The sequence below is a fragment of the Streptomyces sp. AF1A genome (assembly GCF_047340315.1).
Taxonomy (GTDB): Bacteria; Actinomycetota; Actinomycetes; order Streptomycetales; family Streptomycetaceae; genus Streptomyces.
Window position 1 is genome coordinate 1 of the sequence record NZ_JBLEBI010000223.1, and the last position, 9509, is coordinate 9509.

13 protein-coding genes and 1 pseudogene are annotated in these 9509 nt (G+C 73.1%); 2 read left to right on the plus strand and 12 right to left on the minus strand.

What is annotated here, in order from left to right; all coding sequences use genetic code 11:
- The 9 genes from ACLU3S_RS33355 to ACLU3S_RS33395 all read right to left on the minus strand — a co-directional run.
- The coding region (locus ACLU3S_RS33355; RefSeq protein ID WP_413955726.1) for a zf-HC2 domain-containing protein at window positions 1–199 on the minus strand (199 nt) is incomplete at its 3' end.
- Entirely contained in the window at window positions 189–776 is a 588-nt protein-coding gene (locus ACLU3S_RS33360; RefSeq protein WP_413955727.1) for an RNA polymerase sigma factor, read from the minus strand. The genes ACLU3S_RS33355 and ACLU3S_RS33360, both read right to left, overlap by 11 nt.
- Before the next feature lie 109 nt (window positions 777–885).
- Window positions 886–1431, minus strand: coding sequence for an arginine repressor (locus ACLU3S_RS33365; RefSeq protein WP_413955728.1), 546 nt, complete (start codon window positions 1429–1431; stop codon window positions 886–888).
- 7 nt (window positions 1432–1438) lie between these two features.
- Window positions 1439–2632, minus strand: a complete 1194-nt coding sequence (locus tag ACLU3S_RS33370) for an acetylornithine transaminase (RefSeq protein ID WP_413955729.1) — start codon at window positions 2630–2632, stop codon at window positions 1439–1441.
- Window positions 2629–3543 carry an acetylglutamate kinase gene (gene argB, locus ACLU3S_RS33375; protein ID WP_413955730.1) on the minus strand — a complete coding sequence of 305 codons (915 nt, stop codon included), beginning with the start codon at window positions 3541–3543 and terminating at the stop codon, window positions 2629–2631. The genes ACLU3S_RS33370 and argB overlap by 4 nt, the downstream gene beginning before the upstream one ends.
- Window positions 3540–4691, minus strand: coding sequence for a bifunctional glutamate N-acetyltransferase/amino-acid acetyltransferase ArgJ (gene argJ, locus ACLU3S_RS33380; RefSeq protein ID WP_413955731.1), 1152 nt, complete (start codon window positions 4689–4691; stop codon window positions 3540–3542). Before argJ ends, argB begins: the two co-directional genes overlap by 4 nt.
- Window positions 4688–5716: an N-acetyl-gamma-glutamyl-phosphate reductase gene (gene argC, locus ACLU3S_RS33385; protein WP_413955732.1), complete on the minus strand. Its 1029-nt coding sequence runs from the start codon at window positions 5714–5716 to the stop codon at window positions 4688–4690. Before argC ends, argJ begins: the two co-directional genes overlap by 4 nt.
- 46 nt (window positions 5717–5762) lie before the next feature.
- Window positions 5763–6146, minus strand: coding sequence for a GtrA family protein (locus ACLU3S_RS33390; protein ID WP_413955733.1), 384 nt, complete (start codon window positions 6144–6146; stop codon window positions 5763–5765).
- 128 nt (window positions 6147–6274) lie between these two features.
- On the minus strand, window positions 6275–6727 hold the full coding sequence (locus ACLU3S_RS33395; protein ID WP_413955738.1) for an ABATE domain-containing protein: 453 nt from the start codon (window positions 6725–6727) through the stop codon (window positions 6275–6277).
- A gap of 32 nt (window positions 6728–6759) precedes the next feature.
- On the opposite strand from ACLU3S_RS33395, the pseudogene ACLU3S_RS33400 reads away from it, so the two are divergent.
- Both ACLU3S_RS33400 and ACLU3S_RS33405 read left to right on the plus strand, forming a co-directional pair.
- Window positions 6760–6997: pseudogene (locus tag ACLU3S_RS33400) on the plus strand (aminotransferase class V-fold PLP-dependent enzyme); the annotation flags it as partial.
- Between the two features lie 90 nt (window positions 6998–7087).
- Window positions 7088–7534 (plus strand): DUF6314 family protein, encoded by a 447-nt coding sequence (locus ACLU3S_RS33405; RefSeq protein ID WP_413955734.1) that lies wholly within the window; start codon window positions 7088–7090, stop codon window positions 7532–7534.
- On the opposite strand, the gene ACLU3S_RS33410 is transcribed toward ACLU3S_RS33405, so the two are convergent.
- The 3 genes from ACLU3S_RS33410 to ACLU3S_RS33420 form a co-directional block, all read right to left on the minus strand.
- Window positions 7516–8109, minus strand: coding sequence for a histidine phosphatase family protein (locus tag ACLU3S_RS33410; protein ID WP_413955735.1), 594 nt, complete (start codon window positions 8107–8109; stop codon window positions 7516–7518). The genes ACLU3S_RS33405 and ACLU3S_RS33410 overlap by 19 nt on opposite strands.
- Window positions 8110–8182: 73 nt before the next feature.
- Entirely contained in the window at window positions 8183–8620 is a 438-nt protein-coding gene (locus ACLU3S_RS33415; protein WP_413955736.1) for a GNAT family N-acetyltransferase, read from the minus strand.
- 57 nt (window positions 8621–8677) lie between these two features.
- The coding region (locus tag ACLU3S_RS33420; protein ID WP_413955737.1) for a PLP-dependent aminotransferase family protein at window positions 8678–9509 on the minus strand (832 nt) is incomplete at its 5' end.

Consider the following 9509-nt stretch of genomic DNA (forward strand, 5'->3'; position numbering starts at 1 on the left):
TCTCGAAGCCGGGCGGTGGTTCGGCGTCCGGCAGCAGGCCGATCAGCCGGTCGCCGACCAGGGTCAGCTGCCGCACCGACTCCCGGCAGTCCGCGCACCGGTCCAGGTGGGCGACCGCCTCCGCCCGCTCGCGGCCGGGCAGCACGCCCAGCGCCAGCTCGGCGCCGATCTCCCGCAGCTTCTCGCAGTCACTGGACATGGTCGCCTCGCTTCGAAGCCCCCAGTGTGGTGCGCAGTTTGATCATCGCCGCCCTGATTCGTGTCTTGGCGGTGCCCAGCGGGATGTGCTCGGCGTCGGCGACCTGCTGGGCCGTCATCCCGTAGATGCCCGCCATCATGAGGGCACGGGCCTGTTCCCGTGGCAGCCGCGCCACGGCGGCCCGCAGCTGGGCGGAGGCCTCGTCGGCCAGCGCCCACCGCTCGGGGGTGTCGCTCACGACGCCGAGGAGGGAATCGAGGTCCTCCGGTGCCACCGGTTCGGCACGCCGCGCCCGGACGGCGTCGATGGCCAGGTTGTGCGCGATGGTGGTCAGCCAGGTGGTGACCGACCCACGGCGCGAGTCGTAGATCTGCGCGTGTCGCCACGCGCGTTCGAAGGTCTGCTGCGCGACGTCCTCGGCGAGCTGCTGGTCCCCGGTGACGGCCATGGCCACCCCGAAGACCCGGTGCTGGAACCTGCGGACGAACACGACGGCCAGTTCCGGGTCTCCGGTGGCCAGTCCGGACAGCAACGCCTCGTCCGGGAGCCGGCCCACGGGGAACCGCAAACTCGACACACTTCTGTATACGGCCGAGGGCCGCCAGGAGATTGCCCGCCCGCCTGACCGCCCGTCGCGGGAGCTCACCCGTCCATTGTCCGCCGCGGGTGCGCGCCCCGCATGCCGGTCAGTGCCCGTTCTGCGCGAGCCGCAGCAGGTGGTCCGCCAGCGCCTGCCCCCCGCTCGGGTCCCGGCTGATCAGCAGCAGCGTGTCGTCACCGGCGATCGTCCCGAGGATGTCGTGCAGTTCGGCCTGGTCGATGGCCGACGCGAGGAACTGCGCGGCCCCGGGCGGGGTGCGCAGCACGACCAGGTTCGCCGACGCCTCGGCGGAGATGAGCAGCTCCTGCGACAGGCGCCGCATCCGCTCCTCCTTCGCCGACTCCCCCAGCGGGGCGCGCGGGGTGCGGAAGCCGCCCTCGCTGGGCACCGCGTAGATCAGGTCGCCGTCGGTGTTGCGGATCTTCACCGCGTTCAGCTCGTCGAGGTCGCGGGAGAGCGTCGCCTGGGTGACGCTCAGCCCGTCGTCGGCGAGCAGCTTGGCCAGCTGGCTCTGCGAGCGCACCGGCTCCCGGTTGAGGATGTCCACGATCCGGCGGTGCCGCGCGGTGCGCGTCTGCGGCACGGCGGGCCCGGCACTGGTCAGCTGCTCGTGGTCCTGGGCCTGGCTCATCGTCGTCTCATTCTCCGGATCGTCCGTCCCCGCTTGCGTCGAGAATGCCCGGCAGCGCCTGGAGGAAGGCACCCACCTCGGCGTCGCGCAGGTTCAGCGGCGGCATCAGCCGTACGACGTCGGGGGCGGGGGCGTTCACCAGGAACCCTGCCTCCTGGGCCGCCTGCTGCACCTGCGGCGCGCGCGGCCCGGTGAGCACGATACCCAGGAGCAGGCCCGCACCCCGCACGTGATCGATCAACGGGTGGCCCAGTCCCTCGATTCCCTCCCGCAGCTTCTCGCCCTGCCGCTTGACGTTCTCCAGCAGGCCCTCGCCCGCGATGGTGTCGAGCACGGCGAGTCCGGCGGCGCAGGCGACCGGGTTGCCGCCGAAGGTCGTGCCGTGCTGGCCGGGCTGCAGCAGTTCGGCGGCGCGGCCGAAGGCCACGGTGGCGCCGAGCGGCAGCCCGCCGCCGAGCTGCTTGGCGAGGGTGACGACGTCGGGCAGCACGCCCTCGTGTGCCTGGTACTCGAACCAGGTGCCGGTGCGGCCGATGCCGGTCTGCACCTCGTCGAGGACGAGCAGGGCACCGGTGGCGGCGGTGATGGCGCGCGCGGCCTTGAGGTAGCCGGCCGGGGGCACCACCACCCCGTTCTCGCCCTGGATCGGCTCGATCACGACCAGGGCCGTCTCCTCGGTGACCGCCGCGGCCAGCGCCTGCGCGTCGCCGTAGGGCACGTGGGTGACGTCGCCGGGCAGCGGCCGGAACGGGTCCCGCTTGCCGGGCTGCCCCGTGAGGGCGAGCGCGCCCATCGTGCGGCCGTGGAAGCCGCCCTCGGTGGCGACCATGCGGGTCCGCCCGGTCAGCCGGCCGATCTTGAACGCGGCCTCGTTGGCCTCGGCGCCGGAGTTGCAGAAGAACACCCGGCCCTCGCGGCCGAAGAGCTGCAGCAGCCGCTCGGCGAGGGCGACGGTGGGCTCGGCCATGAAGAAGTTGGAGATGTGGCCGAGGGAGGCGATCTGCCGGGTGACGGCCTCGACGATCGCCGGGTGGGCGTGGCCGAGGGCGTTGGTGGCGATGCCGCCGACGAAGTCGTGGTACGCCCGGCCCTCGCTGTCCCACACCAGGACGCCCTCGCCGCGCACGAGGGGCAGCCGCGGGGTGCCGTAGTTGTTCATGAGCGCGCCCTGCCACCGCGCGGTCAGTTCCTGGTTGCTCATGACTCCCCCTGTTCGTCCGGCTTCTCGTCGGGCACGACCATCGTGCCGATGCCCTCGTCGGTGAAGATCTCCAGCAGGATGGAGTGCGGGACGCGGCCGTCGATGACGCGGGCGGTGTGCACGCCGCCCCGGACGGCGTGCAGGCAGCCCTCCATCTTCGGCACCATGCCGGAGCTCAGCTCCGGCAGCAGCTTCTCCAGCTGGGAGGCGGTGAGGCGGCTGATCACCTCGTCCGAGTTCGGCCAGTCCTCGTAGAGGCCCTCGACGTCGGTGAGGACCATGAGGGTCTCGGCGCCCAGTGCAGCAGCGAGTGCCGCAGCCGCCGTATCGGCATTGACGTTGTAGACATGTCCGTCGTCCTGACTGCGGGCGATGGAGGAGACGACCGGGATGCGGCCGTCGGCGAGCAGGGCCTCGATCGCGCCCGTGTCGATCTCGGTGATCTCGCCGACCCTCCCGATGTCGACGAGTTCCCCGTCGATCTCGGGCTGGTGCCGGGTGGCGGTGATGGTGTGCGCGTCCTCGCCGGTGAGGCCCACGGCGAGCGGGCCGTGCCGGTTGAGCAGGCCGACCAGCTCCCGCTGGACCTGCCCGGCGAGCACCATCCGTACGACGTCCATGGCGTCCTCGGTGGTGACGCGCAGGCCGGCCTTGAACTCGCTGACGATGCCGTGCCGGTCGAGGGCGGCGCTGATCTGCGGGCCGCCGCCGTGGACGACGACCGGCTTGAGGCCCGCGTGGTGCAGGAACACGACGTCCTGCGCGAAGGCGGCCTTCAGGTCCTCGTCGACCATGGCGTTGCCGCCGAACTTGATGACGACCGTTTTGCCGTTGTGCTTGACCAGCCAGGGCAGCGCCTCGATGAGGATCTGCGCCTTGGGGAGCGCGGTGTGCTTACGCGTGGTGCTCATGAGGAGTAGGCGCTGTTCTCGTGGACGTAGTCGGCGGTCAGGTCGTTGGTCCAGATCGTCGCGGTCTCGGAGCCCGCGGCGAGGTCGGCGACGATGTGCACCTCGCGGTAGCGCATGTCGACCAGCTCGCGGTCCTCGCCGACGCCGCCGTTCTTGCACACCCAGACGCCGTTGATCGCGACGTTGAGCTGGTCGGGCTCGAAGGCGGCCCTCGTGGTGCCGATCGCGGAGAGCACGCGGCCCCAGTTGGGGTCCTCGCCGTGGATCGCGCACTTGAGGAGGTTGTTGCGGGCGATGGAGCGGCCGACTTCGACGGCGTCCTCCTCGGTCGCCGCGCCCACCACCTCGATCCTGATGTCCTTGCTGGCGCCCTCGGCGTCCCGGATCAGCTGCTGCCCCAGGTCGTCGCAGACCTGCCGCACGGCCTCCGCGAACTCCGGGAACGGCGGGGTGATGCCACAGGAGCCGGAGGAGAGGAGCAGCACGGTGTCGTTGGTGGACATGCAGCCGTCGGAGTCGACGCGGTCGAAGGTGACCTTCGTGGCCGCGCGCAGCGCCCGGTCCAGGGTCTCGCTGTCGAGGTCAGCGTCGGTGGTGAGGACGACCAGCATGGTGGCCAGCCCCGGGGCGAGCATGCCGGCGCCCTTCGCCATGCCCCCGACCGTCCAGCCGGCCCTGGTGACGACGGACGTCTTGTGGACGGTGTCGGTGGTCTTGATGGCGATGGCCGCCTTCTCGCCGCCGTGCTCGGACAGCTGAGCGGCGGCCGTCTCGATGCCCGGCAGCACCTTGTCCATCGGCAGCAGCACACCGATCAGGCCGGTGGAGCAGACGGCGACCTCGATCGCGCCCCGGCCGAGCACCTCGGCCGCCTTCTCGGCGGTGGCGTGGGCGTCCTGGAAGCCCTTGGGGCCCGTACAGGCGTTGGCGCCACCGGAGTTGAGGACGACGGCGGAGACCTGGCCGCTCTTCATGACCTGCTCGGACCACAGCACCGGCGCGGCCTTCACACGGTTGGAGGTGAAGACGCCCGCGGCGGCACGGCGCGGCCCGTTGTTGACCACCAGAGCCAGGTCCGGGTTGCCGTTCTCCTTGATCCCGGCGGCGATGCCCGCCGCCGTGAATCCCTTGGCTGCCGTGACGCTCACGGTGCGACTCCGATCGTGGAAAGTCCGGTGGTCTCGGAGAGACCCAGGGCGATGTTCATGCTCTGGACGGCACCGCCCGCGGTGCCCTTGGCCAGGTTGTCGATGGCGCTGATCGCGATGACGCGGCCCACGGACTCGTCGTACGCGACCTGCACCTGAACGGCGTTCGACCCGTGGACGGCGGCCGTCGCGGGCCACTGGCCCTCGGGCAGCAGGTGGACGAACGGTTCACCGGCGTACGCCTTCTCGTAGGCGGCGCGGACGGAGTCCGCCGTCACTCCCGGTGCGGCCTTGGCGCTGCACGTGGCGAGGATGCCACGGGGCATCGGCGCCAGGGTCGGGGTGAAGGAGACCCGCACGCTCTCGCCCGCCACCCCGCTGAGGTTCTGGATCATCTCGGGGGTGTGCCGGTGGACGCCGCCGACGCCGTACGGCGACATGGAGCCCATGACCTCGCTGCCGAGCAGGTGCGGCTTGGGTGCCTTGCCCGCGCCGGAGGTGCCGGAGGCGGCGACGATCACGGCCTCGGGCTCGGCCAGCCGTGCCGCGTACGCCGGGAACAGGGCGAGGGTGACGGCGGTGGGGTAGCAACCGGGCACCGCGATGCGCTTGGACCCCTCCAGCGCGGCGCGGGCGCCCGGAAGTTCGGGGAGGCCGTAGGGCCAGGTGCCGGCGTGCGGGGAGCCGTAGAACCTCTCCCAGTCGGCCGGGTCCTTCAGCCGGAAGTCGGCGCCCATGTCGACCACGAGGACGTCGGGGCCGAGCTGCTCGGCGACGGCGGCGGACTGCCCGTGCGGCAGGGCCAGGAAGACGACGTCGTGCCCGGCGAGGGCCTCGGCCGTGGTCTCGGAGAGGACCCGGTCGGCCAGTGGCCGCAGGTGCGGCTGGAGCGCGCCGAGCCGCTGCCCGGCGTTGGAGTTGCCGGTCAGGGCGCCGATCTCGACCTCGGGGTGCCCGAGGAGCAGCCGCAGGACCTCTCCGCCCGCGTATCCGCTCGCGCCGGCGACCGCCGCTCGTACCGCCATGTCCGTCCTCCTCCTGGATGGCATGACTATACGTTTCGCTGCACGTTTATGCAATCGACTTGGGGAGCATCACCCAGCGGGACACCACGAAGGTCACCGGGATCGCCGCCGCCGAGGCGGCCAGCGGTGCGAAGCGGTTCCCCGCGTGCAGCACGTCCACGATCACGTACACCCCGGCCGTGGTGACCAGGAAGTTCATGGCGTTGGTCAGCGGGAACAGCAGGAACTTCCGCCAGGTGGGCCTGGTCCGGTAGGTGAAGCGGGCGTTCAGGAAGAAGGACCCCACCATGCTCGCCAGAAAGGCGAGCACGTGCGCCGCGAGGTAGGGCAGGCGCGTCAGGAGCACCAGGTAGAGGCAGGAGTAGACGGCGGTGTTCACGACTCCGACCGCGGCGAAGGCGAGCATCTGCCTGGAGAGGGTTTTCGGCATCGGGGGATGAGCTCTCTCGTCCGTTCGGCGTCGGCCGCCGTCTCCGGGAAGCACGGACGACCCTTCGTCTCGTAGAGATGCGCCCGACGCGCTCCTGGATCACTCCCGGCGCGACTTTCGTCCGCGGGTCACGGTGACGTGCCCTTGCGGGCCGCGTAGGCGCGGGCCGCCCGGACCCGGTTTCCGCACTGGGTGGTGCACCGGCGTCGGGCGCCGTGGGAGCGCAGGAACCAGCGGGCGCACCCCTGGGCGGCGCACTCGGCGAGCCGCGCCGCGTCGGCGCCGGTGAGCAGGTCGGCGGCGTCCTCGGCGAGGAGGGAGAACGCGGCGGCGGCCGGGTTGCCGGTGTCGGGCACGTCGTCCCGGCGCGGGCCGTCGGCGCTCCAGGCGAGCCGGGGCGTGGCGGGGGCGGCGGCGAGAGCGGCGTTGAGGGCGTCCAGGGCGTCGGCGGGCGGCCGCGCGCCGGTGGCGTACGCCCCGAACAGGGCGCGCAGCGCCTCGCGCAGCGTGCGCAGCCGGCCGGACTGCCTGCCGTTCAGGCTCACCCGGTCGGGCAGCAGCCCATGCCGGACCAGCCACAGGTGGGCGGCCTCGGCCCCGTCGAGCCCGCCCGGACGGCCGGGGCTCCGCGGTCTCCTTCACGGTCGACGGCATCCACCCGCACGACGTCGGCCAGGTGCTGGACGAGCGGGGCGTGGCCGTGCGTGTCGGCCACCACTGCGCCCCGCCCGGTCGTGCGCTACGGCATCCCGGCGACCACGCGCGCGAGCTTCTACGTCTACAACACGCCTGCCGAGGTGGACGCCCTGGTGGCGGGGGTGCGGGCGGCCCAGAAGTACTTCGGCGTCTGACCGCGCCGCCGGGCGGGGGCCCGGTCGCCCGAGGCACCGTGTGCCGGACAATGGAGCGGGTCGACGGGGTGGCGGAGAGGAGGCGGGCCGATGGGCGGCGGCTACTGGCCGGTGGCCGACGTGCTGGCGTATCTGGCCGGGCGGTGGCGCGTGGAGCGGGACGTGCGGGACCTGGCGAGCGGCGAGCGGGGGCGTTTCGAGGGGGTCACGGTCTTCGGGGCGCTTGCGGGCGGCGGGCTGCTGCACGAGGAGTCCGGCACGTTCACCTGGCAGGGGGTGGCTCGGCCCGCGACACGGACCCTGCGGTTTCTGCCCGGGGACACGCCGGGCACGGCGGACGTGCGGTTCGCCGACGGCCGGCCCTTCCACGCGCTGGATCTGCGCTCGGGGCGCCACGTCGCCGAGCACCCCTGCGCGGCCGACCTCTACCGGGGCGAGTTCACCGTGCGGGACGCCGGCCACTGGGGCACGGTGTGGCGGGTCGGCGGCCCGGCGAAGGACCTGGTGCTGACCACCGGCTACGTGCGCGAGGGCTGAGCGGCGACGCCGTCGAAGCGGAGGTTCCAGCGGCCCGCGCGGCCGGCGACGGTGGTCGTGGACAGCGGTCGGACGTCGATGTTCCAGTAGATCGAGGGCGGCGCCTTCAGGGCGTAGACCAGGGCGGCGCGGATCACGGAGGGCTCGGCGACCGCGACGTACCGGCCGCCGTCGTCCACCGGCCGGGTGTCCAGCCAGCCGCCGACCCGGGAGATGAAGGCCAGCAGGGACTCCCCGCCGTGCGGGGTGGAGCGCGGGTCGGCGAGCCAGGCGTCCACCGCCTCCGGCTCGCGGGCCATGGCCTCGCCCAGCGTCAGCCCGCGCCAGCGGCCCATGTCGCAGTCGCGCAGCGCCGGCTGGACCAGCGGGGCGTAGCCCAGGGCGTCTCCGGTGGCGCGGCTGCGCGGGGTCGGTGAGCAGTAGCGCAGGTCGGCCGCCGCCAGCGGCAGCAGATCCCCTGCGACGCGCTGCACCTCGTCCCAGCCCGCCTGGTCCAGCGGCCGGTCGTCCTCGAAGCGCTCCGCGAGCAGGGGGGAGCTGCGCGCGGCGGCGACGAACGTCACCCTCAGTGGCATGCGGCGATGCTCTGCCGCTCGTGTGCGCAGGTCAAGAGCTGCACCCTATGAGCTACCTGCGGTAACCGCCCGCTCACTCAAACAGATGCACCATCCACCGGTCCGGGCGGTCCAGCGGCCGGAAGCCCAGCTTCTCGTACACGCCGTGGGCGTCGTGCGTGGCGAGCACCATCCGGCGCAGCCCGTACGGCTTCAGGTGGTCGCGGATGCGGCCGACGAACGCCGTGCCGACACCCTTGCCGCGCGCCGCCGGGTCGACGTAGACATCGGCGAGCCAGGCGAACAGCGCCTGGTCGGTGACCACGCGCGCGTACGCCACCTGCTCGCCCGAGGCCCGGTCGTACACCCCGAAGTTCAGCGAGGACGCCATCGCCCGCTCGTGCCTGTCCCGGGAGCGTCCGATCGCCCAGTACGCGTCGGCCGACAGCCAGCGGTGGACGCGGGCCACGTCGACGCGGGCGGTGTCGGCGGAGAACTCGTAGCCGTCCGGGAGGTCGGGCGCATCGCTCATGGCCCGCATCCTCACAGGGCGGAAAGGCGCGCGTCGAATCGTTTTGCCCGGGCTGTGCTAGGTCCGGAGCACCTCCTCGCAGGCTGCCCGCAGCCGCCGGACCCCCTCCGCGATCTCGCCGGTGCCGGCCACCGCCGCGAAGCTGAGCCGGAGGTGGGCGGCCGGGGGTTCGTTGCTGAAGTAGGGGCGGCCGGGCGTGACGGCCACCCCGGCACGCAGCGCGGCGGCGGTCAGGGCCGGCTCCCCGGTGCCGTCGGGCAGACGGAGCCAGAGGTGGTAGCCGCCGGACGGGACGTGCGGCAGGGCCAGTTCCGGCAGGTCCCGGGTGAGCGCGGCCGTCATGGCGTCGCGGCGCGCCTGCAGCTCGGCGGAGAGGGCCCGCAGATGGCGGGGCCAGGCCGGTGAGCCGACGAGTTCCAGCGCGGCCTCCTGCAGCGGCCGGGGGACGAAGAAGCTGTCCACCACCTGGATGGCGCGCAGGCGCTCCAGCACGGGCCCGTGCGCGGCCAGGGCGCTGACCCGGAAGCTGGGCGAGGTCGCCTTGGTCAGCGAGCCGACGTGCACCACCACGCCGTCCGGGTCGTCGGCGGCCAGCGGGCGGGGCAGCGGAGGGGAGTCGGCGTGCACGAGGCGCCGTACGAAGTCGTCCTCGACGACGAACGCGCCGGCCTCGCGGGCGATGCGCAGCACCTCCGCGCGCCGGTCGGGGGCCAGCACGGCACCCGTCGGGTTCTGGAACAGCGGCTGACAGACGAACACCCGGGCGCCGCTCGCGTGGAAGGCGTCGGCGAGCAGGCCGGGGCGGACGCCGTCGGGATCCACCGGCACCGGGACCGGGCGCAGGCCGGCCGCGCGGGCCAGGGCCAGCATGCCCGGGTAGGTGGGCGAC